Origin of the sequence: uncultured Enterovirga sp. (genome assembly GCF_964242715.1) — a bacterium.
Classification (GTDB): domain Bacteria; phylum Pseudomonadota; class Alphaproteobacteria; order Rhizobiales; family Beijerinckiaceae; genus Enterovirga.
This window is the reverse complement of record NZ_CAXTAZ010000034.1, coordinates 1-26,060: the sequence shown is the minus strand read 5'-3', so window position 1 is coordinate 26,060 and position 26,060 is coordinate 1. Positions and strand designations below refer to the sequence as shown.

Sequence of the window (26,060 nt, the reverse complement as noted above, 5' to 3'; positions counted from 1 at the left end):
GCCCTCAGCGAAGCGTGCCGAGGCGCTCGGCGAGGTTCGCTTTCAGCGTCCGGCTCCGGTCGTCGAGCTCGGCCTCCGGAACAGCCCCGAGGATCGCCGCGGCCTCGCGCAAGGCCGCCAGCGGGTCTTGCGAGGAGTCGGCGAGGAGGACGAGGCTACCGGCGAGCGCGAGGCGGGGCGGCACGGCCTCTCCCGCCGCGAGGACGCGGCGGATCTCCACGACCTCGCGGCGTGACGCCAGGACAAGGTCGGTCAGCTTGAAGCTGCCGGCGATCATGGCGCGCGTCTCGAGCGCGAGGACGAGTGTCGTGCGGGCGGTGAGATGCCCGCCCGCAGCGATCGTGCGAAGGAGAGAGATGCCCTCCTCCATGATCCGCAGCCCCTCCGGACCATCCCGGCCCAGCGCACAGAAGGCGCCCTGCTTCACGAGCGCGGCCGCGAGCTGCCCCCGGAATTGGTCCGTCGCCGGCCGGAGATCAACGAGGCGGCGGAGCACCTTGACCTGTTCGTCATAGGTCTCGAGCGCGCCGTCGAAATCCTGAATCTGACCCTGCAGGAGAGCGAGGGCTCCGAGAAGCTGCTCGAGACCCATCACCGGTCTCACCGCAGCAGCGTCGATGCCGGCCAGAATGCGGGCGATCCCGATGGCCTCCCGGAAGAGCGCGATGCCGACCTGCATCTCGCCCGTGTCGCCGCGGACTTCGCCGAGGTCGCGCAGGGCGAAGACGAGATCGTGCTGCGCCTCCGCATTCCCGGGCTGCCGCGACGCGAGGGTCCGGCTCAGCGTCAGGCGCTCCTCGAAGAGCCGTGCCGCCTCCGCAGCGTCGGCGGTCGCGCGCTTGACGCCGCCGACGAGCGACAGCCCGACCGTGACCGAGCGGAGGTAGCGCAGGTCGAGCGGGCTCTGGGCGGCGAGCGCCCGGAAGATCGCGAGATTCTCGGAATAGGCCGCGAGGGCGCGAGGCCAGTCGGAGAGGTAATAGGCGCCGTTGCCGAGCTTCTCGAGCGCGATGCCCAGCGTGCGCCGCCGTTCCGCGTTGTCGGGATCGCGGCGCACGAGTTCGCGCTCGATCGCGACCGCCCGCTCGTAGAAGCCGACCGCCTCGGCCGGACGGCCGCTCTTCTCGTCGAGCTGGCCGAGATTGACATAGGCGACCGACAGGCTGCGCTGCATGCCGACGCTCGCCGGGAACTCCGCCGCCAGCGCCTGGCTGATCCCCGCGCCCTCGCGGTAAGCCGGCTCGGCGGCGTCGCGGTCGCCGCCCTCGAGGGCCACGTAGCCGAGGTCGAACAGCGCGATCCCGAGCCTGTCGCGGAGTTCGCCGTCGCCCGGGGTCGCGGCAACCTCGCGGCGCAGGATGTCCAGCAGCTCGCGATAGGCCGCGAGCGACCCGGCCTCGTCGCCGGCCCGGAAGCGGGCGTCGCCGAGCCGGCTCAGCGGCAGGGTCACTCGGCGGCGGATTTCCGGATCATCCGGCGCCCGCGCGGCGCCTGTCCGGGCGAGGACGAGCGCCTCGTCGTAATGCCGGACGGCGCCCGACAGGTTGCCGCCCTGCGAGACGGCGTCGCCGAGGGTGACGAGCGGCACCGACAGGTCGCCCTCGACCCGGCGATCCTCGGGCCGCAGCACGACGAGCCGGCGCAGGATCGCGACCGCCCGCTCGGCATTCGTCCGGCCCTCGGGCACGTCGCCGACCGTGAGATACATGCGGGCGAAGTTCTGGAACATGGCGGCCCGCGCCCGCAGGAGCTCGGGATCGTCGGGCGCGATCTCGGCGAGCCGGTCGCTGCCGGCCTGGACTGTCGTCAGGATCGTCCTCAGCGCGTCGAGTCGCATGCCGGCGACATCGCTCAGGCCCTGCACGATGTTGAAGACGACGTCGCGCACGGCCTGGCGGGCGATGCCGAAATTGCGGACGGCAAGCTCCGTCTGCTGGCGCGCCACCCAGGTCTGGAACACCGCGCCCGCCGCCACCAGTGCGAAGATGACGGCAGCCGCGCCCGTGATCATCTGGGCGCGGCCGGCCCGGATGCGGGAGGCGCGGACGAAGGCCCGGGTCTCGGGCGCGATCTCGTCGCCGTAGCGGGCGACGATGTTCTCCGCCTCCGCCAGCGGTAGGCCGCGCGGCAGCAGGAGGTCGGGGCGCCGGTTCAGCTGCCAGCGCTGCCGGCGGCGCTCGATCTCCCCCCGAATGCGATAGAAATCGGCGCTGCCGGCGACGATCTCGCGCGTCCTCGCCCAGTCCGTGAGGACGCGCTGATGGGCGAGGCGGACGAGTGTCCCGTCGCCCGCGTCGGTCAGGGTCAGGAGACGCGACGCGACGAGCGCCTCGATCAGGCGGCGATTCGGCTGGTCCGGGGCCGCCTGGTCGAGCGGCACCGGCGTCACCGTCAGGGTACCGGCGAGCGCGCCCTCCGTCTCGAACTGGGCGAGATCTCGGGTCAGACGGGGCAGCGTGCGGATCGCCGCCGGGTCGAGATTCGCAAGGGCCCGCTCGCCGACTTCGTCGATGATGCCGGTCAGGCCGCCGAGGTCCCGATAGACATCGAAGGGCAGGATGGTCCGGACGGGCTCGCCCGGCACCCCCTCCTGCCGACGCCCTTCGTAGAGACGGGCGAGCGCGAGCTGCACGAGCGGCAGCATGTCGGGTCGGTCGGCCTCGCGCAGCAGCCGTTCGTCGACGCCCTCGCCCGTCTCCGGATCCCGACCGAACGCGAGATCAGCCGCCGCGGCCGGCCGGCGCACGATCTCGGCGAGTTCGGCCGGCCCGGGGGGAGCCAGATCGTAGCTCGCGCCCGCCTCCTTCAGGGCCTTGAGGCCGGGATGGTCCAGCATCGCGCCGTAGAGGTCGGCCCGGAGCGTTGCCGCGACCCAGACCCGGCCGGTCCCCGCGAGCGCGGCCACGGCCGTGACGAAGCTGTCGCGCGAGAAGCCGGAGAGTCCGGGCGCGAAAAGCTCGTCCAGTTGATCGATGACCAGGACGAGGTCCGTCCGGACGAGGCGCTGGCGCCGCTCGCTCGCCTGGGCGGCAGCCCCGATCCGGTCCAGCGCTTCGACAGCGAGCGCCGCTCCTACAGCCGGTTCGGCCGCGAAAAGGCCGGCGAGCGCCGGCGCGTCCTGCACATTTCCATCGACGAGCTCGGGCAGGGCGGGGCCGCGTCCCTCTTCGGAGAGCGGCAGATCGCGCGGCCCGACCAGCAGCGCGGCGGAGAGCGCCGCGAGCGGGCCGTCGGGGCTATCGCCCGGCCGGAACGACGCGACGCGCCAGAGGTCGACACCCTCGACGACGCCCGGAATCGTCACCCGTGGCACGAGCCCGGCCCGAGCGAGCGACGACTTCCCGGCGCCGCTCGCGCCGACGATCAGGAGAAAGGGCGTTCCTTTGGTGGCGACGGCCTGCCAAAGTTCCACCGCTCGCGCGACATCGCGGTCGCGGCCGAAGAACACGGCCGCGTGACGGCGGCCAAAGGCCTCCAGGCCCGGGAAGGGCGAGCCCTTGATCGCGTCGGGCCAGGCCAGGATGCGGCCGGCCGCGATCTTGTCCTCGAGCCAGCCCCGCAGCAGCGCCTCGATCTGCGTGTCGAGATCGTCCTCGGAGGCGTAGGTCTGGAAGGCCGCCAGGAAATGGCCGTCCGGCGTCAGGAACCAGCGGTCGAAGAACCCCTTCAGCCGCAGCCAGTCGCGCTCGATCCGGTCCCGGTCGGGATCGTCGAGCTCGAGCCGGGGCGAGGAGCCTGCATAGCGGTAGACGAAGACGTCCGGCGTGACGGCGCCGGCCTTGCGGGCCTCGATCGCGGTGAGAAGCTCGTAGGCCGTCCCGCTCGGATAGGGCTCGCCGGTCGGCAGCCGCTCGGGGAAATCCGGCGGCAATTCCGTGCCGAGGCGCCACTTGAAGAGGGCCAGGACGAGGTCGCATTCGACCGCCTGCGGGATCTGGGCCTGGAACGTCGCGTGCGCCTGGTAGGTTTCGGTCTCCCAGCGGATCATGTCGATCCGGGCCCGGCCCGCGCATTCGCCGTTCAGCCGGCTGACCACGGCGGCGATGCGCCGGCGCTCGACCACCACGTCGCCCGGCGAGGACAGGAAGAGGCGGAAGGTCTGGACGGTCATGCAGGCGGGAGGACGTTGACGGCTGCCCAGGACATCACATCAGGCCGGGCTTGGCGAACGAAGACCTACCGGTTGCTTCTATGGTGGCACATATGACACCATGAAGGCATGGCGCTGAACTCGGCCAATTGCCACCTCCTTTGCGGTCTGTGGGAGCAGCCGACGCGGGCCGACATCCTCTGGGAGGATTTCGTTCGGCTCTACGTCGCGCTCGGAGGCGAGAAGGTGAAGAGCGGATCGGGATCGGTGCGGCGTTTCAGGCTGAACGGGGTCAGGGCCGCCTTTCACGAGCCGCACCCGTCAGGCGTGATGAAGAAGGGGGCGGTGGATTCCGCCCGGCTGTTCCTGGCCAATGCCGGCGTCTCGCCGACGGCGGCCGGGTGCGACTGCAGCCGGGGGCGAGGACGCGGAGGCAGCCGATGAAGAACACGATGCGCTACAAGGACTATGTCGCGACCGTCGAGGTCGACCAGGACGCGAAGCTCTTCCACGGGCGCGTTCTCGGGATGCGCGACGTCCTCGATTTCCACGGAGCGACGGTGGAGTCGCTGGAGGCGGCGTTCCGGGAGACGGTCGACGACTACATCGCCTGGTGTGCCGAAGAGGGCGAGACGCCGCAGAAGAGCTGGCAGGGCAAGATGACCTTCCGGCCGGGCGACGCGCTGCGGACCCGGATCGCCACGGCGGCGGCCGTCCAAGGCGTCAGCATCAATTCCTTCATGGAGACGGCTCTCGATCGGGCGACCCGGGAGGTCCTGATCGAGGGCTGACCCGAGGCATGGCCCGGTTTACGCACGTGGCCGGTTCGGCAATAGCGGACGGGTTTGATGGAGAGACCAACCATGCGCGTGATCCGGACGGCGGCGGCTCAGCTCGGCGCGATCCAGCGGGCGGATAGCCGCCAGGCCGTGGTGGCCCGGATGATCCGGCTGATGGACGAGGCCGCTTCCCAGGATGCCGATTTCATCGTCTATCCCGAGCTCGCGCTCACGACATTCTTCCCGCGCTGGCATCACGAGAATCGGGCCGAGGCCGACCATTGGTTCGAGCGGGAGATGCCGGGCGAGGCGACGCGGCCGCTCTTCGAGCGGGCGAAGGCGCTGAACATGGCGATGTCCTTCGGCTTTGCCGAACTCACGCCCGAGGGCCGGCATTTCAACACCTCGATCCTGGTCGACCGTGCGGGCGCGATCGTCGGCACCTACCGCAAGGTTCACCTCCCGGGCCATGTCGAGTTCGACCCCGAGCGGACGCACCAGCATCTCGAGAAGCGCTATTTCGAGCCCGGCGATCTCGGCTTCCCGGTCTGGCGCTTCCTCGGCGGTATCTTCGGCATGTGCATCTGCAACGACAGGCGCTGGCCCGAGACCTATCGGGTGATGGGACTCCAGGGCGTCGAGATGGTGGTGCTCGGCTTCAACACCCCGTCGGTCAATTCGCAGAAAGGCGAGGAAAAGCTCGGGAAGCGGCTGTTCCACCACCGGCTTTCGGTCCAGTCGGGCGCCTACCAGAACGCGACCTGGGTCGTGGCCGTCGCCAAGGCCGGCGACGAGGACGGCCACCACCTCATGGGCGGCACCTGCATCGTCGATCCCGACGGGGAGATCGTGGCCGAGATCGAGGGCGAGGCGGATGCCGTCGTCGTCCACCCTTGCGACCTCGACGCCACCCGCTTCGGCAAGGAGACGATCTTCGACTTCAAGCGACATCGCCGGGTCGAGCATTACGGCCGCATCACCGCGCAGGTCGGAACCGAGCTGCCGCTCGCGGAGTGAGCGGGTCTATTCGACCGCAACCTTCGCCTCGCGCGCGATCTGCCCGACGTGTTCGTGTTACCGCGTCTGAGATGCTGCCTCACGCCCGCCGCTCGGATCCTCTCATGCCCGTCTCGCTCTCCTTCGCCGACCTCGCGCCGCGGGACCGCTACAAGCTCCTCGTCGCGACCGTGGTGCCGCGACCGATCGCGCTCGTCACGACGGTGGACCGGGACGGCGTGGTCAACGCGGCGCCGTTCAGCTTCTTCAACGTCTTCTCCGAAGACCCGGCCATCGTCGTGCTCGGGCTCCAGCACAAGGAGGAGCGCGCCCTGAAGGACACGACCCGCAACATCGCCGAGACCGGTACCTTCGTGATCAACCTCGTCGACGAGGCGCTCGCCGAGGCCATGAACATCTGCGCGATCGATTTTCCGCCCGGCGTGAGCGAAGTCGAGTCGGCCGGGCTGACGCTTCGGGCGGGCACCGAGGTCGCCGTGCCGCACATTCTGGAGGCGCCCTTCGCGCTCGAATGCCGCCGAACGGTCGGGCTCTCATTCGGGCCGGAGCGCGAGATCGTGCTGGGCGAGGTGGTCCATTTCCATGCCCGCGACGGGCTCCTGGACGAGACGACGCTGCGGGTGTCGGAAGAGGCCTACCGCCCGGTCGGCCGCCTGTTTGCCAACGCCTATTCGCGGCAGAGCGACCGGTTCGACATGGTGAAGGAGAGCCACGCCGATTGGGAGGCGCGGCAGGCTAAGCCGTAGCGAGCTGCGAGGCGTTGTGCGTGCTTCGAGGCTCGCCTTCGGCGAGCACCCGCAGAGCGGGGCCTCGAAGGATTCACCGCCCTCAGGTTCCCTTCTGGCTCAGACCCCGGCAGAGGCCTGGTCCTTCGGAATCAGCGCGTCGTCGATCTCGTTCGCCCGCTGGGCCGCCGGGCGCGAACGCAGCCGTCCGACATAGCTCTCGAAGGCCGGCCGCTTCTCGACCAAGCCGAACATCATGCCCCAGCCGAGCTGCGAGGCGAGATAGAGATCGGCGGCGGTGAAGCGATCGCCTGCCACGTATTCACCGGCAGACACCGCGCCTTCGATCGCGTCCAGGGCGTCTGCCGGGTTGCCGTAGCCCATCATGCGCTCCTTGCCCTCGGGCACGACGACGCCGATCGCCGTATTGGTGATCACGGCCTCGAGCGGCCCGGCCGCGAAGAAGAACCAACGGAGATAAGGGCCCCGCTCGCGGCTGCCGGGCGGGGGAGCAAGGCCGGCCTGCGGAAAGGCATCGGCCAGGTAGGCGCAGATGGCGGCCCCTTCCGTCACGACGGTGTCGCCGTGCCGGATGGCCGGAACCTTCCCCATCGGGTTCACGGCGAGATAGGCCGGCGCCTTCATGCTGAAAGCGTAGTCCAGAACCTCGGTCCGGTAGGGCTGGCCGATTTCCTCCAGCATCCAGCGGGCGATGCGCCCGCGCGACATCGGGTTCGTGTAGAAAACGAGTTCGTCTGACATCAGGCGCTCCAGCTTGGCCGCGCGGTTTAGCCCATTCAGGATGACAGGGCGACGGCCCCGAGCGCAGCCGTGACGGCCGCGTGTGTCGGGTCGATGACGGGGAGCCCGAGCGCGTCCTCCAGTCCTCGCCGGTGGCGGGCCATCCCGGCGCAGCCCATCACGATCACGCCGGCCCCGTCCTGGTCGCGAAGGGCCCGGCCGACCTCGACCATGCGGGCGAGCGTGCCTTCGCCGGAGGCCGACTCGGCGACCGACATCCCGAGCGGCCGCTCGCCGGCGAGCCGTTCCGCGACTCCCATCTGGCGAAGCTGGCGCAGGTGGCGCGGGATCGAGCGCGCCGCGATCGCGATGACGCCGAATCGGTCCGCGCGGGAGAGCGCCGACAGCACGCCACATTCCGCGATGCCGAAGACCGGCCGCGCCGTGCCTTCGCGGCAGACGTGAAGGCCCGGATCGGAATAGCAGGCGATCACGAAGGCGGCGCTTTCGTTGTCGCCCTCGACGAGGCGGCGGAGCGGCATCGCGACCCCGTCGACATCGGCCTGGCTCTCGATCCCGAACGGGCCCTCGACCAGGGTCCGGCAGGCGATCTCGGGGCCCTCGGCGAAGCGCAAAGGCGCCAACACCTCGTCGATGCCGCGGGTCACGGCCGCGTTCGAGTTCGGATTCACGACGAGAATGCGGGGGCGGGTCACGGCCGGAGTTGAACCTGGGGCGGGCGGCTTGTCCAGCCTGCCGCCGCCCTGGTGGAACGGCTCCCTTGCCGAAAGCCGGCGTTCCGGCGGAGAGTGGCCGAAGGCGCGGAGCTTGCATCGGCGAGCCTCGACGCCCGACCGGAGCCCCGAATGATCCGACCCGTTGCCCTCGCCTCCTTCGCCCTCCTCCTGCCCGCGGCGGCCCTGGCCCAGTCCGGCCCGCCGCTGAAGACCGCGGTCGACGGCACCTTCGCGCCGCATGCGATGCCGAAGATGTCGGGCGGGGTCGAGGGCTTCAACGTCGACCTGGCCGAAGAGATCGGCAAGCGCCTGAAGCGGCCGATCACGGTCGATGCCGCGCAATATTCCGTGCTGGTCCCGGCGCTCCAGGCCGGCACCTACGACTTCCTCGCCGCGCCGACGACCGTCACGAAGGAGCGGACGGAGAGCATGCTGTTCAGCGAGGGCTACCTGAACACGGATTTCCAGTTCCTCACCCTGAAGGACGCGCCGGAGATCACGAAGCTCGAGGACCTGAAGGGGAAGACGATCTCCGTGAACAAGGGCTCGGCCTACGATGCCTGGGCGCGCGAGCTCGAGCCGAAGATCGGCTGGATCGTCGAATCCTACGGCACGCAGCCGGACGCGGTCGCGGCCGTGATGGCGGGGCGAGCCTATGCCAATGTCGCCGGCAACACGGTCGTGGCCTGGGCGGCCAAGAACAACCCGCGGGTGAAGACGTCCTTCCTGCACGCGACCGGGCTCGTCTGGGCGCTTCCCTTCCGGAAGGATTCGGCCGAGCTGCGTAAGCAGGTCGAGAACGCGGTCGAATGCATGAAGACGGACGGCACCCTCGCCCGGATCCACGAGAAGTGGTTCGGCGCGAAGCCCGCCGCCGGCTCCGCGGCCGCAACCGTGTTCCCCGGCTACGGCGTGCCCGGCATGGCAGGCCACGACCCGGCGGAGCACGCGCCGAGCTGCTCGTGACGCCTCGCTTCGGATCAGCAAACCCGTCAGTCCGGGGCCGCGAAGCGGAACCCGGAACCCGTGGAAGGGCGGCGGAAGGGAAGCGATCCACGGGCGGAGCAAGCCGTGGGTTCCGGGTTCTCGCTGCGCCAGCCCCGGAATGACATCGAGAGAGCGCGAGGCCGCGGCGACCCCGCCCATCCTCGACGTCCGCGGCCTGCATAAGAGCTTCGGCGCGATCGAAGTGCTGCGCGGCGTCGACTTCGCGGTCCGGCCAGAAGAACTCGTCTTCATCATCGGGCCGTCCGGCTCCGGCAAGTCGACCCTGCTGCGCTGCTGCAACCGGCTCGAGGAGCCGAGCGCCGGGTCGGTCGTGGTCGACGGCATCGACCTCATGGCGCGGGGCACGAATATCAACCTGATGCGCCGCCGCATCGGCATGGTGTTCCAGGGCTTCAACCTCTACCCGCACATGACCGCGCTCGGGAACGTGGCGCTGGCGCTGCGCAAGGTGGCCGGGCTCTCGCGAAGCGATGCCCGCGACAAGGCGCTGGCCGCGCTCGACCGGGTCGAACTCGCGGCGAAGCGCGACAGCTATCCGGGCGAGCTGTCGGGCGGGCAGCAGCAGCGCGTCGCGATCGCCCGCGCGCTCGCGCTCGAACCCAAGGTCATGCTCTTCGACGAGCCGACCTCCGCGCTTGATCCCGAACTCGTCGGCGGCGTCCTGAAGACGATGCGCGAGCTGAAAGTCTCGGGCATGACCATGGTCGTCGTCAGCCACGAGATGCGCTTCGCGCGCGACGCCGCCGACCGGGTCGTCTTCATGGATGGCGGCCGCATCGTCGAACAGGGCCCGCCGGACCGCATCTTCGGCCAGGCGACGGAGCCCCGCACCCGCGGCTTCGTGTCGAGCCTGATGCAGTGACGGAGCCAAGTCCGCTCATGCCGGCGGAAGCCGGCATCCAGCCTTGCGCCTGGGCCCCGGCTTCCGCCGGGGTAAGCGGCGGTTGGCCGTCATGAGCGGCCTCGACCGCTTTCTCGATGCCTTCTTCAACGCCGCGGTGGCCGAACGCTACGGGCCGGCCATCCTCAAGGGCATGGTGGTCACGATCCAGATCGCGGCGGCGGTCGTGGCGACCGGCCTCGTGCTCGGCGTGGCGCTGGCGGTCATCCGGTCCTTCCGGATCCGGCCGCTCAACGTCCTCATCGTCATCCTGGTCGACCTGCAGCGGGCCCTGCCGCCGCTGGTCCTGATCCTGATCGTCTATTTCGGCTTCCCCAATCTCGGCATCAGCCTGTCGAGCTTCGCCGTCCTCTGGCTCGTGCTGAGCCTCGTCTTGGCGGCCTTCACGGAGGAGATCGTCTGGGGCGGCATCCTGTCGGTCCGGGCGGGGCAATGGGAGGCCGCGCGCTCGACCGGGCTCACCTTCGGGCAGACGCTCGGCTCCGTCGTCCTGCCCCAGGCGCTCCGCATCTCGGTGCCGCCGTTGACCAACCGGACGATCGCGATCACCAAGAACACCGCGCTCGGCACCGTGATCGGGGTCGGCGAGATCCTGAACCAGGCGACGACCGGGCAATCCTTCTCCGGCAACGCGACGCCGCTGACGCTCGGCGCCGTCGCCTATCTCGTCCTCTTCACCCCGCTCGTGATCGGGGGACGCTGGATCGAGCGCCGCTTCGCCTGGCGGCGCGCCTGATGGAGGCCTTCGCCGAAGAATTCCTGAACTGGGCCGTGATGGCCAAGGCGGCGCCGCTGATCTGGCGCGGCTTCGGCACGACGCTGCTCCTCTGCGCCATCGTGATCCCGCTCGGCCTCGCGGGCGGCCTCGTGGTCGCGCTCCTCGGGACGGCCGCGAGCCCGCTCGTCCGCTGGCCCGTTGCGGCCTTCGTCGACGTGTTCCGGGCCGTGCCGCCGCTCGTGCTGCTGATCTTCGTCTATGCCGGGCTACCCTTCGCGGGCGTCCGGCTATCGCCGATCACCTCGGTGGCGATGGCGTTCCTGCTCAACACGTCGAGCTATTACGGCGAGATCATCCGGGCGGGGCTCGAGAGCGTCGGGCGGGGTCAGCGCGAGGCCGCGCGCTCGACCGGCCTCACGCCGATGCAGACCATGGGCTCGGTCGTGCTGCCGCAGGCGCTCCGGAACGTGCTGCCCGACCTTCTGTCGAACACGGTCGAGGCCGTGAAGCTGACCTCGATCGCGAGCGTGGTCGCCCTGCCGGAACTCCTGTATTCGGCCGACATGGCGCGCTCCCTCACCTACAACGCCTCGCCGCTGGTCTTCGCCGGGGCGCTCTACCTCGTCCTCCTCTGGCCCCTGATCCGGCTGATCAGCCGCTTCGAACACCGCCTCCAGGCGTGAGCGGCGCCCGCCCGGGCCTGCGATGACGCCGCGGGACATCGCGGTCGCAGGCTGCGGCCCGGCCGGGCTCGCGGCCGCCCTGATGCTGCACCGGGACGAGCATCGGGTGACGATCTTCGAGCGGTTCGAGGCGCCGCGCCCGATCGGGTCCGGGCTGATGATCCAGCCGACCGGCCTCGCCGTGCTTCGGCATCTCGGCCTCGCAGAGGCCGTCCTGGCCGCCGGCGCCCGGATCGACCGCCTCTACGGCGAGGCCGCGCCATCGGGCCGGATCGTGCTCGATGTCGGCTACCGGGCGCTCGGGCGGCGGGCCGGCTTCGGCATCGGCCTGCACCGGGCCGCCCTGTTCGACATCCTGCACCGGGCCGTCGTCGCGGCCGGGATCCCGATCGAGACCGGCCGCACCATCGCCGGCAGCGAGGCGGCCTCAAGCGACGGGCGTCGCCTGCTCTTCGCGGACGGGACCGGCGCGGGGCCCTTCGCGCTCGTCGTCGACGCGCTCGGCAACGCGACGACGCTCGCACCCCCGACCGGCCGCGCCCTCGCCTATGGCGCGCTCTGGGCGAGCCTCGACTGGCCGGACGGGGCCGGGTTCGATGGCGCCGCGCTCGCCCAGCGCTACCGTCGGGCGAGCGTCATGGTCGGCGTGCTGCCGATCGGCATGGCTCCGGGCCGAGTCGTGCCGCAGACCGCTTTCTTCTGGTCGCTCAGGACGGACCGGCTCGAGGCGTGGCGGCGGGCCGGGCTCGATCCCTGGAAAGAGGAGGTGCGGGCACTCTGGCCGGCGACCGCGCTGCTGCTCGACCAGATCGTGTCCCCCGAGCACCTCACCTTCGCGCGCTACCACCACCGCACGCTCGCCCGCCCGGCCGAGCCGGGGCTGATCCATATCGGCGATTCCTGGCATTCCGCGAGCCCGCAGCTCGGCCAGGGCGCCAACATGGCGCTGCTCGACGGCTACGCGTTGGCCAAGGCAATTCGCGAGACGGCCGGGATCGCGGATGCGCTCGCTCGAACCGTCGCGCTTCGCGCTCGCCATGTCGCGCTCTACCAGGCCATGAGCGCCGTCTTCACGCCGGTCTACCAATCCGACAGCCGGGTTCTGCCCTTCATCCGGGACCGCATCGTCGGCCCGGTCGCGTCCCGCTGGCCCGCGACCTGGATCCAGGCCGCGATGGTGAGCGGTCTCGTCGGCCGCCCGCTGCAGAGATTGGGGCTGGCCTCGTGAGACTGTCCGAGGCGCTGCGGGCGCGCCTTCCTCCGGAGCCGCTGATCGTCTTCGACGGCGAATGCGTCCTCTGCTCCCGAAGTGCGCAATTCGTGCTCCGACATGACCGGGCGCGCCATTTCCGGCTGACCACGGCGCAAGGCGAGGTCGGGCAGGCGATCTACCGCGAACTCGACCTCTCCGTCATTCCGGGGCTCGCGCAGCGAGAACCCGGAACCTACGGAAGCGCCGGCGAGACTAGAAGCATCCAAGCCGAGCGGCGCTTCAGCACGATGCTCCTCGTCCATGACGGCGAGGTCGCGACGGAATCGGACGCGGTGCTCGGCATCGGTGCCGGACTCGGCCCGCCCTGGCGCTGGCTCGCCGCCGCCGGCCGCATCGCCCCGCCAGCGATCCGCGACCGCGCCTACCGGCGGGTCGCCCGCAATCGCTATCGCTGGTTCGGCCGCCGCGAGACCTGCTGGATGCCCGGGCCTGGCGACCGGGACCGCATCCTGTGAGACGCATCCTCGTCCTCGGCGGCTATGGCGGTTTTGGCGGTCGCGTGTCGGCTCGGCTCGCGGCCGACGGTTTCGAGGTTCTGGTCGCAGGCCGAAGCCGGGCCGCGGCGGAGCGTTTCTGCACCGGCCGACCGCACCTGATCCCGCTCGCGCTCGACCGCGATCGCGACCTTGCCGGTGCCTTGGCCAAACACCGCCCCTTCGCACTGGTCGATGCGGCCGGGCCCTTCCAGGGCGCCTCTTATGCCGTGGCCGAAACCTGCATCGCGGCCGGCTGCCATTACCTCGACCTCGCCGACGGCCGGGATTTCGTCGTCGGGATCGGCGCGCTCGACGCGGCGGCGCGCGCGGCCGGAACGGCCGTGCTCTCCGGGGCGTCCAGCGTTCCGGCGCTGTCGGGCGCCGTGCTCCGCTCCCTGACCGGCGGCATGGAGCGGGTCGATGCGGTCGAGATGGCGATCAGCGCCTCGAACCGAGCGACGGCGGGCGCGTCCGTCACGCGTGCGATCCTGTCCTATATCGGCCGGCCCATCCGGCTCCGGCGCGCGGGCCGCTGGATCACGGCGTTCGGCTGGCAGGAGATGCGCCGGGAGGATTTCGAGGTTGCCGGCGCGAAGCCGATCTCCGGCCGGCTCGTCGGCCTGGCCGACGTGCCCGATCTCGACCTCGTGCCGGGCCGGCTGCCGGGCCGCCCCGCCGTGAGCTTCCGGGCCGGCACCGAACTGGCGCTCGCGAACCGGGCGCTGTGGCTCCTGTCCTGGCTCGTGCGGAGCGGGCTCGTCTCGCGCATCGACCGGCTCGCGCCACCCCTGCTCCGCCTCCAGAGCTGGACCTCCCGTTTCGGCAGCGCGCGTTCGGGCATGGTCGTGCGCGTGTTCGGCCGCGTCGCGGGCCGGCGGGTCGAGCGGCGCTGGACGCTCGTCGCTGACCGGGGCGACGGGCCGGAGATCCCCGCCCTCGCGGTCCCCATCCTGCTGGCCAAGATCGGTCGCGGCGAGATCGCGCCGGGAGCGCGGGATGCGGGTGCAGCGCTCGACCTCCGTGATTACGAGCCGGCCTTCGCCCGGCTCGCGATCCGGCACGAGTCGCGCGAGCACGCGCTGCCGCCGCCGCTCTACCGGAGAGTCATCGGCCCGCGTTTCGAGGCGCTGCCGGCTTCGGTCCGGTGCATCCACGACGTGCTTCGAGACGCGGGCGCCAGCGGCGAGGCCGACGTCGGTCGCGGCACGAACCCGCTGGCTCGGCTCGCCGCCTGGATCATCGGCTTCCCGCCTGCCGGGCCATGCCCGCTCCACGTCGCCTTTGCCGAGCGGGACGGGGTCGAAACCTGGATCCGCGATTTCGGCGGCTATCGCTTTCGAAGCCGGCTCTCACAGGAGGGAGACCGGCTGGTCGAACGCTTCGGGCCGCTCCGCTTCAGCTTCGACCTGCCCTCGGACAAAAAGGGTCTCGCCATGACGTTGCGGGGCTGGCGGATCGGGCCGCTCTCGCTGCCGCTCGGCTTGGCGCCGCGCTCCGCCGCCCGCGAATGGGAGGAGGGCGGGCGCTTCCATTTCGACGTGCCGATCGCGCTGCCGCTCGTCGGGATGGTCGTGCATTATCGCGGCTGGCTGGAGCCCGAGGGGCGGGATTCGTAGCGGGCCGCGCTGCGGCTTCATCTTGAGTCGTTAAGCAGCCGCTGGTAGTTTTCGCTCGCGTCCGAGTAGTCGCCTCGACGAGGACTGGCCGCCGAGCGACCGGGCCTGCCGCGCACGATGAGCCTTGTGTCTTCTCTCCGCCGCCGGCTCACGGTCACGCTGGCCGCCCTTCTGATCGGGGGCTGCGTGGCGGACCGGACTCGCGCGGCCGATGCCTGCCCGGCGCTCCGGACCGAAGCGCAGCGTCCTGCCGATCTCGAACTCTGCGCCTCGCTCGAATCCAGGGTGCGCCGGCCGGGCTACCCGACCGAACAGCAATACCGCGACACGCTCTCGACTTATCTCGGCAAGTATTGCCATCGGAACCCGCGCAACGGCTGGGTTTCGGACAAGAGGATCCGCGATGTCGGCCCGTTCATCGGCCGGCAGGAATTCGGCCGGTGGTCGGGCCAGATGCTCGGCACGCATGCGCCGGTGATCATCTGGTACTCGCCGGAGATGTATGCCTGGCTGAAGCAGAACCGGCCGGACCATTCGGACCTGCCGCAGGATGCCGCGTCCGTGCCGGACGGGGCCATGATGGTGAAGGAGATGTTCCCGGCTCCGGCCGACCTCTGTGTCCGGGCCGATCCCGCCTATCTCGAGCCGACCAGCGGGGCCGCCATCATGGTGCGGGCCTCGGCCATGTCCCATGACGGCTGGTTCTGGGGGTGGTTCGGGTTTTCCGATTACACGCCGGACTGGCCGGCGACCGAGGCCAATGCCTACCCGAACCTGGGATTCGGCCAGTATTGCGTGAACTGCCATGCCTCCGCGAAGGGCAGCTCGACCTTCGCGAGCCTGCGCAACATCAAGGGCCATCCGGGCGAACCGCTGGTCTTCCTCAGCCAGAACTTCTTCACGAACACGAAGGACGACAACCAGCACCTTCTCGTCGCCAAGGCGCCCCCGGCCGAGTTCCGCCGCCCGGTGGCGCCTCCCGGCTACCATCCGGATTTCCTCCGCGCGTTCGGCGGCGCCAGGCCGGAATTGCCCACCTTCGCCCGCGTCAGCCATCTGCCGCCGGAGACCTATGACAACGCCTGGTCGATGCCGGGCAGCACGCTCGCGAACCTGTTCGTCACGTCCGATCAATGCATGGGCTGCCACGCGGCCGGCTCGACCGGGCTGCAATTCGACATGACGGTGCTGCGCGCGGGTGGCGTCATGGAGAATATCTCCCCCTGGGCGACGTGGCGCAGTTCGCCGATGGGGCTCGCGGGGCGGGACCCGTTCTTCTTCTCCCAGATGGAGAGCGAGACGACGCACTTCCATCCGGGCTCTGCCGCCGCGATCCAGGACATCTGCTTCGGCTGCCACGCCGTCGCAGGCCAGCGGCAGCACGCCGTGAACCGGGTGCAGCGAGGCGAGACCTGCGGCACCTTCTCGCGCGACCTCGTCGATGCGACCCCGCTCGACACGGACCCGCAGAAGCGAGAGGCCAGGATCGGGGCGCTGTCGCGCGACGGCATCACGTGCCTCGCCTGCCACCGCCAGGCGCTCGGGCCCGACGCGGTCGCCCATGCGGAAGCGCCGCAGAATGCCTGCGTGAGCCAGCGCCAGGAGGCGCTCAATCCGGGCCTGACGGGCTTCGCGAAAACATTCACGGGCTCCTTTCCGATGGCTGCGACCGACCAGGTCTTCGGTCCCTTCGAGTCGCCGAAGGACAAGCCGATGCGGAACGGCATCGGCATGGTGCCGGAGCACCGGACCAGCATCTCGAGTTCCGAGGTCTGCGGCAGCTGCCACGTCGTCCACCTGCCCGTCCTGAAGAACGACCGCGTCATCGCCCATGCCTACGAGCAGGCGACCTATGCCGAGTGGCTGTTCAGCGCCTACCGGTCCGGCGAGGGCACGGCCGGCAAGCTGCCCTATGGGCCGGGCGAGGCGGCGCGCTCCTGCCAGGATTGCCACATGCAGAGCCGCGATGCCGCGGGCCGGCCGATCGTCAGCAAGATCGCCAGCATCCAGGAATATTCGAACTTCCCGCAGGCCGAGAACGTCCTGCCGCCGAAGGATATCGACCTTCAGCCCCGCTCCGGTTTCGCCCAGCACACGCTCGTCGGGCTGAACATCGTCCTGATCAAGATGGCGGAGCAATTCGCGGGCGTCCTCGGAATCAGGACCGAGGATCCGATGCTGCCGCGCGGCGGCTACCCGCCCCTGAAACGGACCGAACAGGCGATTCTCGACCAGGCCCAGCATTCGACCGCCGACATCGCCGTGAGCGACGTCACCCAGGAGGCCGGGGTTCTGAAGGCTCGTGTGTCGGTCCGGAACAAGGCCGGCCACAAATTTCCGTCGGGCGTCGGCTTCCGGCGCGCCTTCGTCGAGTTCGTGGTGCGGGACGGGGCCGGCAGGAACCTGTGGGCCTCCGGCCGCACGGACACGATGGGCGTGATCCAGGACGGCCGGGGCGAGCCGGTCGCGGGCGAAGTCTGGTGGGACCGGGAATGCAAGGCCCGGCTGGAACCGTCGAAGCGCCTGCATCAAAGCCATTTCCAGACCATCCGGCGGCAGGACGAGGTCCAGATCTACCAGGAACTCGTCGCGGCCCCGGGCGACGGGCCCAACCCGTCCTGCGGCGACGAGGCGCCGGCGACGGGCGCCCTCAGCACAAGCTTTCTGTCGGTCTGCAAGCGCGTGAAGGACAACCGCCTCTTGCCGGAGGGCTACCTGCCGCTCGAAGCCCGGACCGAGCTCGCGATGGCGATCGGCGCCGACGCGAAGCTCGCGAAGGAGACCGGCTCGGTCGGTGTCGAGGGCGACCCGGATTACGTCATGGGCGGCGGCGACAGCTTCACCTACGAGGTGCCGCTTCGCAATCTCGGCGGCGAAGCCCGCACGGTCGAGGCGACGCTCTTCTACCAGGCCCAGCCGCCCTTCTACCTTCAGGACAGGTTCTGCACCGGGAAGGGGCGCGACACCGACCGGCTCTTCCTTCTGGCCGGCTTTCTCCGGCAGCAGGGGACGGAATCGGAGGATTGGAAGCTCAAGCTGGTAACGACCGGGCGCGTCCGGGTGCCCTGAGGCCCCTCAGCTCTTTACGGCACCCGCCGTCAGGCCGCCGACCATGTACCGCTTGAAGACGTAGTAGATGGCGGCCGGCGGCAGCGAGTAGATCAGCCCCGTCGTCATCAGGAGTTCCCAGGGGCTGTCGTCGGCAGCCAGGAAGTTGCCGAGCGCCACCGGCAAGGTGACGTCGGTGTCGCGGGACAGCAGCAGGAAGGCGAAGAGGTACTCGTTCCAGGCCAGCAGCAGCGCGTAGATGCCGATCGCCACGATCGAGGGCATCATCAGCGGGATGTAGACGAGGCGGAACAGCTGCATCGGCGAGGCGCCGTCCATGATCGCCGCCTCGTCGAGTTCCACCGGCAGCTTGTCCGAGGCCTGTTTCAGGACCCAGATCGCGTAGGGGCTCGCGATCGTGACCATGGCGAGGATCAGCGCCCATTGGCTGTTCAGGAGCCCGTAGATCCCCATAGTCTTGTACATCGGGACCGCCAGGAAGGCGGCCGGGATGAAATAGGTGAACAGCGCGAGGTTCATGACCGTGCGGCCGCCCCGGACCTTGAGCCGGCTGATGGCGAAAGCCGCGAAGGTCGCGATGAGGAGCGTCAGGATTCCGGTCGTGACGGCGATCAGCGTCGAGTTCCAGAGCTGCTGCCAGAAATGGGACAGAAAATAGTGCTTCTGCCCGAAGACGATCTCGAAGTTCCGCAGCGTGGGGTTATCCGGGAACAACTTGCCGGAAAAGGCCGATTCCTTCGGCGAGATCGCGAACAGGAAGAGGTGGTAGAGCGGTATCATCGTCCAGATGAAGACCGGGATGCCGACCAGCAGCAGCTTCGCCTCGGTCCCGGCCGCCTTGAGCCAGTTGGGCGCCGACGCGCGCCGATGCGGCACGGTGCGGGGCAGAGCGGCGGCGGATGCGGGCGCGCTCACTTCGAGAGCCTCCGCATCAGTACATAGGCGAGCGGCAGGACGAGCGGCATCGCGCAGACGACCGCCGCCATCGACATGTCGACCTGGTCGAGCCGGAGATATCGGATGCCGAGCGTCGCCAAGACATGGGTGAGATCGGCCGGCCCGCCTCCGGTCAGCAGATAGACGCTGTTGAAGTCGCCGAGCGTCCAGATCATCGAGAGGATCGTGCAGGTGATGTAGAGCGTCTGCATCGACGGCCAGGTCACGAAGCGGAATTTCTGCCATCCGGTCGCGCCGTCGACCGAGGCCGCCTCGTAGAGGTCGGACGAGATCGCGAGCCGGCCCGCGATCATGATCAGCGTCCAGAACGGCAGCGACTTCCAGATATGAACGCCGATGGCGAGCGTAAGGGCGAGGGCGGGATCGTTCAGCCAGTTCGGGCCGTCGTCGCCGGTCCACGAGAAGACGAGGTGGTTCACGACGCCCCATTCGGGGTTCAGCATGAAGCGGAGCGACAGGATCGTCGGGATCGACGGCACGGCCCAGGGCAGGATGAAGATGACGGAGAGCCAGCGTATCCAGCGGCGCTCGTTGGTGAAGAAGCCCGACAGGAAGAGGGCGATCATCATCTTGATGTTGATGCCGATCACGAGAAAGATCAGCGTATTGACCACCGCGCGCGAGAAGATCGGGTCTTCCGCCAGGCGGACATAGCTCGCCGGATGACGGGCGAGCCAAAGGCCGTAACCGACCGGGTAGACGACGAAGAAGACGAAGACGAGGAGGTAGGGGGCGATCATGATCAGCCCCCAGGCCTGCCACGGGCTGAGCCGGGGGCGCGGACGTGCGGGCGCGACCGCCATGTCGCCGACCGTCGAGGCCATTGTTACCGACATGGCGCGGCCCTCCTCCTGACGGCGCGGCCGGCTGCGGCCGCGCCGTTCGTTTTTCTTACTGCGCCGCGACCTGCTTGATGCGCGCCAGCATCTCGTCCGCGGCCTTCTCCAAGGGGACCTTCTCGCTCACGACCCGGTTCATGGCCTTGGCGAAGACATTCTCGTTGTTGAGGGTCGTGAACTTGTAGTTCTTGACGTAGTCGAAGGGCTCCGTGCCCGACTTGAACTGGCTGTAGACCGCCTTGCGGTGCTTGTCGGCCTGCCAGAACGGGCTCTCGACGCCGTCCTTCGTGACCGGGAACCAGCGGCCGAGCGCACCCTCGACATAGGGCCGGAGGTTCTCCTCCTCCATGATGAACTTCACGAACTCCTTCGCGGCAGCCTTGTTCTTGGCGGCCGAGAAGATCACGCCGTGCTTGACGTCCGCCCGATAGGTCATCGGCTTGCCGTCGGGCCGGGCCGGGAAGGGAGCCGTGACGATCGTCTCCTCGTAGGCCTTCTTGGAGGCTTCGCGCTGCTCGGGCGTGCCGTTCGGATTGACCGAATCCTCGTACCATTTCGCGGCGATCGAGATGGTGAAGTTGTGCGTCATCACCGTCGTCCTGTTGTGGAAGGCGACGTTGTTGTCCGGGTCTTTCCAGGTCGTAGAGGACGGGGGCGAGCAGCCCTTCACGTAGGGATCGGTATAGTCCTTGAGGGCCGAGATCAGCCCGGCCCGGACCTTCGGATCGTCGACCTGGAGCTTGCCGTCATTGTCGACGAGCTTCGCGTCATAGGCGTCCATGAAGGCGTAGAAGGACTGGAAGGAATCGGTCGATTCCACGCCCATCGGCATGCCGATGCCGAAGGCCCGCGTGCCGCTCGCCTTGCGGAAGCCGGGCTGCACCTTGTCGCACCAGAAGGACCAGTATTCCTTCCAGGTCGTCGGGATGTCGCTCTGCTTGAACCCGGCCTTCTCGAGCATGTCGCTCCAGATTTCCGTGTGCAGGGTTTGCCGTTTCAGGGGAAAGCCGTAATAGCCTTTCTTCTTCGCCTGCTCGTTGAAGAGCAGCATATGCTCGACCGTCTGCGGAGCGAAGCGCGACATCATCGGCGTGAGGATGTCCGTCAGGTCCTCGAGCTTGCCCTCGGAGGCCCATTTGCCGGCGGCCTGGTTGTTGTAGGTATCGGCGTAGCCGATGTCCGGGGGCGAGTCGGAATCGAGCGCCGCCACCGTCTTCGGGATCATGTCCTGGATCGCGTATTGCGACAGCTCGACCTTGATCCCGGTCTTCTCCTCGAACTTCTTGATCGTGGCCCAGAGGGCCTCGTCCTCGGAGCGATAGAAGCCCTTGCTGAACCAGACCGTGAGCTTCTCCTGCGTGAGCCCCGGCACCGTCGATGCCAGGAACCCCGCGAGCGCAACCGCGCCGACCCACACTCGACCCATCAGACAACCTCCCTAGACGACGTGCGGCCACTCGGGTGGCTCTCGGTCGGAATTGAGCAGGTTCGCGTCCGCTGGGCAATCCGACTTCCGGCTGTGGCCGAGGAGAATGGGCCCAGGGACGGACCGGGCCGCCGGTCTTCCGCCCACGGGGCGCACGACCGAGGACGCGGAGAGGGACAGCCCCGCAATGCGGGCGCCCGCGCGGCCCCTCGGGTCAGCGCGCCTCGCTCGGCTCCGACAATCGCTGGACGTACAGACCGAGCGAGCACCAATCCTCGTCGCCTCGCCCGGATGCGACGAGCCCATGGAGAAGCTGGTCCACCGAGGCCGTGACCGGGGAGGCGATCCGAAGCGCGCGCATGGTATCGAGCGCGATCGCGATGTCCTTTTCCATGAGGACCGAGCGAAAGCCCGGATTCACGTCGCCATCGAGAAGCCGCTTCATGTGGCGCTCGACGACGATGCTCCTCGCGGCACCGCCGAGCAGGGCGTCCCGCACGCGATGCCCGTCGACATTCATGGCCCTCGCGAGCGCGACCGCCTCGGCCACGCCGGCCATGGCGGATGCCACACAGATCTGGTTGCAGGCCTTGGCGATCTGTCCCGCGCCGCTGTCGCCGACGTGAATGATGGTGGTGGCGAAGGCCTCGAGGACGGGGCGCGCGCGCTCCACCGCGTCGGGCGCTCCGCCGACCATGCAGGACAGCGTTCCGTCTTGGGCGCCCTTCTGACCCCCGCTGATCGGAGCGTCGATGAAGTCGACCCCCGAGGCGGCGAGCCGTCCGGCGAAACGTCGCGCCGCCAGCGCATCGATGGTGCTCGTGTCGACGACCACCACGCCAGGCGTGAGGGTCGCGGCGATCCCATCCACACCGAACAGGACTGCCTCGACATCCGCCGTCGCCGGGAGGCTGAGCACCACGATGTCGGCCCCGGCGGCCGCCCCAGCCGGACTGCCGGAAGCGATCGCGCCCTTTGAGACGAGCGGCGTCATCTTGTCCGGCGACCTGTTGAAGACGCGAAGCGGAAACCCCTTGCGGACGAGGTTGGCGGCCATGCCGCTTCCCATCACGCCGAGCCCCAAGAAAGCGACCGCGACGGTGCTGGTCATGGGCTCAATCCCGTTTGGCGGCGAGGACCGCCTTCGAGGTCCGGTCCATGGCTGCGAAGAAGGCCTCCCCATCGAGATAGTTCACCTCGAACCCGGTCTTGGCCGCGATGTCGCGCAGCCGCGGGCTGTTGATCACCTGCCGGAAGGCCTCGACCAGGTAGCGGGCCGTGGGTTCCGGCGTCCGGGCCGGCATCATCAGGCCCTTCATATTCTCGATATCCACGTCGAAGCCGAGCTCCTTGAGAGAGGAGACATTGGGGATTGCGGCCGCGCGGTCGGACGTCGTGGCGAGCGCGTGGATCGATCCGGCATCAAGCTGCGACTTCGCCTCCGCCGGCGTGATCAGCGTCATGTCGAGATGCCCGCCGAGGACGGATTGCAAGGCATGGGCGCCTCCCCGGTACGGCACGTGGCTGAGCTCGATCCCGGCGGCCCGCTCCAGCGCTTGGAAACCGGCCTGGAGAATGCCGCCGTGACCCGAGGAGCCGTAGGTGAGCTTGCCGGGCTCCGCCTTGGCGCGCTTGATCAGCGCCTCGACCGAGTCGAGGCCGCTCCCCTTTCGGGTGACGAGGACCATGTGCTCGCGGTTGACCCGTCCGATGCCCTTGAAGTCCGCCAGCTTGTAGTTGGACTTCGTGTAGATCGGCAGGGTCGTGCTCTCGCTGCCGCCGCCGACCAGAAGGGTGGTTCCGTCGGGGTCCGCATTGGCGACGAACTCGGCTGCCAACGCGCCGGAGGCGCCGGGCTTGTTCACGACGATGACCGGGACGGGAATGATGCCTTCGGCGGCCTGGGCGACCAGGCGCGCCGTGACGTCCGTGCCGCCGCCCGCCTGAAAGCCGACGATGAGCTGGATCGGACGGTCGGGCTTCCACCCGGGCTGGGCTTGTTGGGCCGAGGCCGGAAACGTGGCCAGGAGAGCGGCTGCGGCTAGGGTCAGGCTTCGTATCATGGCGAGTCCTCCTTTGCGGTCTGCGCCGCTTCTCGTTGCTCAGGCTGCGTGATGGGCCGCGCTCTCGGTCGCGGCCGTCGGCCACGCCACGCCGGAGCGCTCGCCCAGCCGGATGAGGTCCCGGACGAGGCCGTCCGGGAGCGGGATGCCGATCCGGAGGCGCTCCTCGGCCAGTCGGTGCTCGTATTCGCCCGCGTGCAGGATCTCCTTCACGCCGTCGGCCCGCGGCTCGGCCTTCAGCCAGGCCATGTACTGGCCGATCCGCGCGGCGAAGGCGCCCAGGGACCCGAACCGGCCGATGTCGATCAGGATGAAGAAATGGCCGACATCCTGCGGATCGCGCCAATTCTCGTACATGTTGTTCACGGTCGGGCCGAAGCCGGCGCCGGTCAGCACCCCGGCCAGGATGTCGATCCCCATCGACAGGCCCGAGCCCTTGGGGCCGCCCAGCGGGAGGACGGCGCCGTCCAGAGCCGCCTCGGCATCCGTGGTCGGCCGTCCCTCGGCGTCGATCGCCCAGCCCGGCGGGATGCTGTCCCCGCGCTTGGCGGCAGCGATGATCTTGCCCCGGGCGACCTGGCTCGTCGCCATGTCGAGGACGAAGGGCGCTCCATCACCGGTCGGGAATGCAAGCGCGAAGGGGTTCGTGCCCATGAAGGGCCGCAGGCCCCCGTGGGGCGGCATGGTCTGCGAGGCGTTCGAGACCACGATGGCCCCGCAGCCCTCGCGGGCCGCGGCTTCGGCAAAATAGGCGGCCGTGCCGAAATGATTCGAGCGACGGACCCCGACCGCCGCGACGCCGTGTGCACGTGCCCGCTCCAGCCCGAGCCGCAAGGCACGACGGCCCACATGCGCGCCGAAATTGTTGCGGCCGTCGAGGAGAAGCGTCGCGCCCCCATCCTCTGCAAGGACCGGCTCGGCGCGAGGGTCGACCAACCCCTCGCCGATGCGACGCAGATAGATCTCCATGCGCAGCACGCCGTGCGACTCGACCCCGCGCAGATCCGCATAGACGAGCGAGTCCGCGACGGTCGCGGCAACATCGGCCGGCGTTCCGGCGGCCTCGAAGACGGCCGCGCAGAAACGCGTCAGCGGAATGGCGGCGACCTGGATCACAGGGCGACGCCCTTGGCCCGCAACGTGGCGTCGACCCAGGAGCGGTCGATGCTGCCATCGGCAATGGAGGCCAGGATGGCGGCCTCGCGCTCCATCTGCTGCCGTGCAAGCGATGCGATCTCCGGGGCCTCGGAGGCCGGGATGGCGAGCACGCCATCGGCGTCGCCGATCACGATGTCGCCCGGCGAGACCGGCTGTCCGCCGACCGAGACCGGGACGTTGATCTCGCCAGGTCCGTCCTTGTACGGGCCGCGGTGGCTCACGCCGCGCGCATAGACGCCGAGGCTCGAGGCAGCGATCGCGTCGAGGTCGCGAATGGCGCCGTCGATCACGAGGCCGACGATGCCGCGACGGCGCGCGAGGGTCAGCATGATCTCGCCGAAGAGCGAGTTCGTGAGGTCCCCGCCGGCATCGACCACGAGGACGTCGCCGGGCTCGGCGATGTCGATGGCCTTGTGGATCATGAGGTTGTCGCCCGGCCGCGTCCGCACGGTGACGGCCACCCCGATCATGACGGTCCCGTCGTGATAGGGCCGCAGAGCCGCACCGCCGGCGTAGAGACGACCCATGTTGTCGCTGACGATCGAGGTCGGAATCCCGCTCAGCGACTCAATGACCTCTCGGGGCACGGCGGGACCGCGCGCGGCGATGCGGAAGCCGATGGGCATGGGGCGTCTCTCCCTGGAACTTTGAAAGCAAGCTTGCCCGGCGAGCCGCGAGACGTCCAATAACTTGTCAACGGCTTATCGATACGGTTTCTGCATGCATGGACGAGGTCCGCCTCAGGAGCATGCTGTTTCTCGCCGAAGAGCTGCATTTCGGTCGGGCGGCCGAGCGGCTCGGCATCGCGCAGCCGCATCTCAGCCGGCGCATCCAGGAACTCGAGCGAGAGATCGGCACGCCGCTCTTCCTGCGGACGCACCGCCGGGTCGAGCTTACGCCGGCCGGCGCCTTCTTCGCGGGCAGAGCCCGGGACGTCCTCGGTGCGCTGAAGGCCGCGGTGCAGCAGGCGCGCGACATCGGAGTCGGCACCGCCGGCGTCCTGCGGGTCGGCTTCATCCACTCCTCCACCTACGGCATCCTGCCGGCCCTCCTCGCCGGCTTCCGGTCGCTCCGGCCCGGAATATCCGTCCAGCTTCGGGAAATGACGATCCTGGCGCAGGTCGGCGCGCTCCGCGCAGGCGAGATCGATGTCGGCATCCTGCGTCTGCTGCCGGATGTGCAGGACCTCTCGAGCGAGGTCGTGCTCCGGGAGCCGTTCCTGCTCGCCTTGCCCCAAGGCCACCCGCTTGCAAGCCGCCGCGGCATCACCTTGCGGCAGCTCGCGGGCGAGCCCCTCATCATGTTCCCGCGCGAGACGAGCCCGCTCTTCCACGCCCGGATCACGGCCGCCTTCGCGCGGATCGGGGCCGTCCCCGAGGTGGTGCAGGAGGCGACGCAAATCCATACGGTGCTGGGGCTCGTCGGCGCGGGCCTCGGCATCGCCTTCGTTCCGGCGTCGGCGGCCCGGCTGCCGAGGTCCGGGGTGACATTGCTGACCCTTCCCGACGGCCCAAAGGAGGTCACCGTGGCGATCGCCTGGTCGCCGGACCATCCGCCCGCGTCCCTGTCCGCTTTCCTGGAGGCTGCCCGATCCGGATCCCAGACGGAGCCATAGACCGCATTGATTTCGTTGTAAGCGACGATCTACACGCCTTTTTTCTTCAGGTCCCAAAGGCAACCGAAGACAGACGGGTAAAGGCGCAGGTTCTGGTCGCGTCCCCGCAGTGACGCCATTGCTTCCAGCCGGTCCATCGCCTTCCTCTCGGTTTCCGAGATGGCTGTTC

23 protein-coding genes are annotated in these 26,060 nt (G+C 69.3%); 13 read left to right on the top strand and 10 right to left on the bottom strand.

The window, feature by feature from the left end; all coding sequences use genetic code 11:
• Positions 1-4 precede the first annotated feature (4 nt).
• Positions 5-4,111: an AAA family ATPase gene (locus ACFE87_RS16295; protein ID WP_375460704.1), complete on the bottom strand. Its 4,107-nt coding sequence runs from the start codon at positions 4,109-4,111 to the stop codon at positions 5-7.
• Between the two features lie 108 nt (positions 4,112-4,219).
• Between ACFE87_RS16295 and ACFE87_RS16290 the strand changes: the two genes are divergently transcribed.
• The 4 genes from ACFE87_RS16290 to ACFE87_RS16275 all read left to right on the top strand — a co-directional run bounded on the left by ACFE87_RS16290 (position 4,220) and on the right by ACFE87_RS16275 (position 6,632).
• Entirely contained in the window at positions 4,220-4,534 is a 315-nt protein-coding gene (locus tag ACFE87_RS16290; protein ID WP_375460703.1) for a type II toxin-antitoxin system HicA family toxin, read from the top strand.
• Complete coding sequence (locus ACFE87_RS16285; RefSeq protein WP_375460702.1) at positions 4,531-4,881, top strand: type II toxin-antitoxin system HicB family antitoxin; 351 nt, start codon at positions 4,531-4,533, stop codon at positions 4,879-4,881. The genes ACFE87_RS16290 and ACFE87_RS16285 overlap by 4 nt, the downstream gene beginning before the upstream one ends.
• Positions 4,882-4,953: 72 nt before the next feature.
• On the top strand, positions 4,954-5,886 hold the full coding sequence (locus ACFE87_RS16280; protein WP_375460732.1) for an N-carbamoyl-D-amino-acid hydrolase: 933 nt from the start codon (positions 4,954-4,956) through the stop codon (positions 5,884-5,886).
• A 104-nt stretch (positions 5,887-5,990) separates the two neighbouring features.
• Entirely contained in the window at positions 5,991-6,632 is a 642-nt protein-coding gene (locus ACFE87_RS16275; RefSeq protein ID WP_375460701.1) for a flavin reductase family protein, read from the top strand.
• A gap of 99 nt (positions 6,633-6,731) precedes the next feature.
• Here ACFE87_RS16275 and ACFE87_RS16270 read toward each other — a convergent pair whose 3' ends face one another.
• A complete protein-coding gene (locus tag ACFE87_RS16270; protein ID WP_375460700.1) occupies positions 6,732-7,373 on the bottom strand; it encodes a glutathione S-transferase family protein in 642 nt (213 codons plus the stop codon).
• Positions 7,374-7,408: 35 nt separating this feature from the next.
• Positions 7,409-8,068 carry an aspartate/glutamate racemase family protein gene (locus ACFE87_RS16265; protein WP_375460699.1) on the bottom strand — a complete coding sequence of 220 codons (660 nt, stop codon included), beginning with the start codon at positions 8,066-8,068 and terminating at the stop codon, positions 7,409-7,411.
• A gap of 150 nt (positions 8,069-8,218) precedes the next feature.
• Here ACFE87_RS16265 and ACFE87_RS16260 point away from each other — a divergent pair, with 150 nt between their 5' ends.
• From ACFE87_RS16260 to ACFE87_RS16225, 8 genes are all read left to right on the top strand, one after another.
• On the top strand, positions 8,219-9,055 hold the full coding sequence (locus ACFE87_RS16260; protein ID WP_375460698.1) for a transporter substrate-binding domain-containing protein: 837 nt from the start codon (positions 8,219-8,221) through the stop codon (positions 9,053-9,055).
• A 139-nt stretch (positions 9,056-9,194) separates the two neighbouring features.
• Positions 9,195-9,959, top strand: coding sequence for an amino acid ABC transporter ATP-binding protein (locus tag ACFE87_RS16255; RefSeq protein ID WP_375460697.1), 765 nt, complete (start codon positions 9,195-9,197; stop codon positions 9,957-9,959).
• A gap of 91 nt (positions 9,960-10,050) precedes the next feature.
• A complete protein-coding gene (locus tag ACFE87_RS16250; RefSeq protein ID WP_375460696.1) occupies positions 10,051-10,734 on the top strand; it encodes an amino acid ABC transporter permease in 684 nt (227 codons plus the stop codon).
• Positions 10,734-11,399 carry an amino acid ABC transporter permease gene (locus ACFE87_RS16245; RefSeq protein ID WP_375460695.1) on the top strand — a complete coding sequence of 222 codons (666 nt, stop codon included), beginning with the start codon at positions 10,734-10,736 and terminating at the stop codon, positions 11,397-11,399. Before ACFE87_RS16250 ends, ACFE87_RS16245 begins: the two co-directional genes overlap by 1 nt.
• A gap of 22 nt (positions 11,400-11,421) precedes the next feature.
• Entirely contained in the window at positions 11,422-12,627 is a 1,206-nt protein-coding gene (locus ACFE87_RS16240; protein WP_375460694.1) for an FAD-dependent oxidoreductase, read from the top strand.
• Positions 12,628-12,629: 2 nt separating this feature from the next.
• Entirely contained in the window at positions 12,630-13,127 is a 498-nt protein-coding gene (locus tag ACFE87_RS16235) for a thiol-disulfide oxidoreductase DCC family protein (RefSeq protein WP_375460731.1), read from the top strand.
• The gene (locus ACFE87_RS16230; RefSeq protein ID WP_375460693.1) at positions 13,124-14,764 is read left to right on the top strand and encodes a DUF4166 domain-containing protein; all 1,641 of its coding nucleotides are present in this window, start codon (positions 13,124-13,126) and stop codon (positions 14,762-14,764) included. Before ACFE87_RS16235 ends, ACFE87_RS16230 begins: the two co-directional genes overlap by 4 nt.
• A 126-nt stretch (positions 14,765-14,890) precedes the next feature.
• The gene (locus ACFE87_RS16225) at positions 14,891-17,833 is read left to right on the top strand and encodes a hypothetical protein (protein WP_375460692.1); all 2,943 of its coding nucleotides are present in this window, start codon (positions 14,891-14,893) and stop codon (positions 17,831-17,833) included.
• A gap of 6 nt (positions 17,834-17,839) precedes the next feature.
• Here ACFE87_RS16225 and ACFE87_RS16220 read toward each other — a convergent pair whose 3' ends face one another.
• The 7 genes from ACFE87_RS16220 to ACFE87_RS16190 form a co-directional block, all read right to left on the bottom strand.
• Positions 17,840-18,709 (bottom strand): carbohydrate ABC transporter permease, encoded by an 870-nt coding sequence (locus ACFE87_RS16220; RefSeq protein WP_375460730.1) that lies wholly within the window; start codon positions 18,707-18,709, stop codon positions 17,840-17,842.
• A 35-nt stretch (positions 18,710-18,744) separates the two neighbouring features.
• Positions 18,745-19,614 (bottom strand): carbohydrate ABC transporter permease, encoded by an 870-nt coding sequence (locus tag ACFE87_RS16215; RefSeq protein ID WP_375460729.1) that lies wholly within the window; start codon positions 19,612-19,614, stop codon positions 18,745-18,747.
• 67 nt (positions 19,615-19,681) lie between these two features.
• Entirely contained in the window at positions 19,682-21,055 is a 1,374-nt protein-coding gene (locus tag ACFE87_RS16210; protein ID WP_375460691.1) for an ABC transporter substrate-binding protein, read from the bottom strand.
• A gap of 214 nt (positions 21,056-21,269) precedes the next feature.
• Positions 21,270-22,166 (bottom strand): NAD(P)-dependent oxidoreductase, encoded by an 897-nt coding sequence (locus tag ACFE87_RS16205; protein WP_375460690.1) that lies wholly within the window; start codon positions 22,164-22,166, stop codon positions 21,270-21,272.
• Between the two features lie 4 nt (positions 22,167-22,170).
• Positions 22,171-23,118 (bottom strand): tripartite tricarboxylate transporter substrate binding protein, encoded by a 948-nt coding sequence (locus ACFE87_RS16200; RefSeq protein ID WP_375460689.1) that lies wholly within the window; start codon positions 23,116-23,118, stop codon positions 22,171-22,173.
• Between the two features lie 39 nt (positions 23,119-23,157).
• A complete protein-coding gene (locus tag ACFE87_RS16195; RefSeq protein ID WP_375460688.1) occupies positions 23,158-24,234 on the bottom strand; it encodes an Ldh family oxidoreductase in 1,077 nt (358 codons plus the stop codon).
• Positions 24,231-24,902 (bottom strand): RraA family protein, encoded by a 672-nt coding sequence (locus ACFE87_RS16190; protein WP_375460687.1) that lies wholly within the window; start codon positions 24,900-24,902, stop codon positions 24,231-24,233. The genes ACFE87_RS16195 and ACFE87_RS16190 overlap by 4 nt, the downstream gene beginning before the upstream one ends.
• A gap of 98 nt (positions 24,903-25,000) precedes the next feature.
• Between ACFE87_RS16190 and ACFE87_RS16185 the strand changes: the two genes are divergently transcribed.
• Entirely contained in the window at positions 25,001-25,891 is an 891-nt protein-coding gene (locus ACFE87_RS16185; RefSeq protein ID WP_375460686.1) for a LysR family transcriptional regulator, read from the top strand.
• Positions 25,892-26,060: the final 169 nt, after the last annotated feature.

Bases quoted from the DNA above. Each gene is read 5' to 3' on its own strand.
- ACFE87_RS16295 (WP_375460704.1), bottom strand. From the start codon at position 4,111: ATGACCGTCCAGACCTTCCGCCTCTTCCTGTCCTCGCCGGGCGACGTG.
- ACFE87_RS16290 (WP_375460703.1), top strand. From the start codon at position 4,220: ATGGCGCTGAACTCGGCCAATTGCCACCTCCTTTGCGGTCTGTGGGAG.
- ACFE87_RS16285 (WP_375460702.1), top strand. From the start codon at position 4,531: ATGAAGAACACGATGCGCTACAAGGACTATGTCGCGACCGTCGAGGTC.
- ACFE87_RS16280 (WP_375460732.1), top strand. From the start codon at position 4,954: ATGCGCGTGATCCGGACGGCGGCGGCTCAGCTCGGCGCGATCCAGCGG.
- ACFE87_RS16275 (WP_375460701.1), top strand. From the start codon at position 5,991: ATGCCCGTCTCGCTCTCCTTCGCCGACCTCGCGCCGCGGGACCGCTAC.
- ACFE87_RS16270 (WP_375460700.1), bottom strand. From the start codon at position 7,373: ATGTCAGACGAACTCGTTTTCTACACGAACCCGATGTCGCGCGGGCGC.
- ACFE87_RS16260 (WP_375460698.1), top strand. From the start codon at position 8,219: ATGATCCGACCCGTTGCCCTCGCCTCCTTCGCCCTCCTCCTGCCCGCG.
- ACFE87_RS16255 (WP_375460697.1), top strand. From the start codon at position 9,195: ATGACATCGAGAGAGCGCGAGGCCGCGGCGACCCCGCCCATCCTCGAC.
- ACFE87_RS16250 (WP_375460696.1), top strand. From the start codon at position 10,051: ATGAGCGGCCTCGACCGCTTTCTCGATGCCTTCTTCAACGCCGCGGTG.
- ACFE87_RS16245 (WP_375460695.1), top strand. From the start codon at position 10,734: ATGGAGGCCTTCGCCGAAGAATTCCTGAACTGGGCCGTGATGGCCAAG.
- ACFE87_RS16240 (WP_375460694.1), top strand. From the start codon at position 11,422: ATGACGCCGCGGGACATCGCGGTCGCAGGCTGCGGCCCGGCCGGGCTC.
- ACFE87_RS16215 (WP_375460729.1), bottom strand. From the start codon at position 19,614: ATGGCCTCGACGGTCGGCGACATGGCGGTCGCGCCCGCACGTCCGCGC.
- ACFE87_RS16210 (WP_375460691.1), bottom strand. From the start codon at position 21,055: ATGGGTCGAGTGTGGGTCGGCGCGGTTGCGCTCGCGGGGTTCCTGGCA.
- ACFE87_RS16205 (WP_375460690.1), bottom strand. From the start codon at position 22,166: ATGACCAGCACCGTCGCGGTCGCTTTCTTGGGGCTCGGCGTGATGGGA.
- ACFE87_RS16200 (WP_375460689.1), bottom strand. From the start codon at position 23,118: ATGATACGAAGCCTGACCCTAGCCGCAGCCGCTCTCCTGGCCACGTTT.
- ACFE87_RS16190 (WP_375460687.1), bottom strand. From the start codon at position 24,902: ATGCCCATCGGCTTCCGCATCGCCGCGCGCGGTCCCGCCGTGCCCCGA.
- ACFE87_RS16185 (WP_375460686.1), top strand. From the start codon at position 25,001: ATGGACGAGGTCCGCCTCAGGAGCATGCTGTTTCTCGCCGAAGAGCTG.